Source organism: Brevibacterium sp. SIMBA_078, from assembly GCF_046534565.1.
Lineage (GTDB): Bacteria > Actinomycetota > Actinomycetes > Actinomycetales > Brevibacteriaceae > Brevibacterium.
Map to the genome: position 1 here is coordinate 1 of NZ_JAWRYQ010000295.1, position 264 is coordinate 264.

General features: G+C 58.0%; 1 protein-coding gene. It reads left to right on the forward strand.

Annotated features, from left to right (window positions below; all coding sequences use genetic code 11):
* Positions 1-264, forward strand: a 264-nt coding sequence (locus SB749_RS19785) for a substrate-binding domain-containing protein (RefSeq protein WP_410711809.1), incomplete at both ends; no start/stop codon positions are given.

A 264-nucleotide genomic window follows, 5' to 3' on the forward strand; every position in this document is an offset into this window, starting at 1 on the left:
CCCGCCCCGGGACTGACGGATGAGCAGCAAATTCAGCCGATAGCGGAACGGGAAGGCGACTGGAGTGCCATGTCCGGTTTTCAACAAACCATGCAAATGCTGAATGAGGGCATCGTTCCCACTGCGATGCTGGTTGCCAACGATCAGATGGCGCTGGGCGCAATGCGCGCCATTACCGAGTCCGGGCTGCGCGTTGGTGCGGATATCTCGGTAGTGGGATACGACGATACCGAAGACAGCTCATGTTATATCCCGCCGTTAACC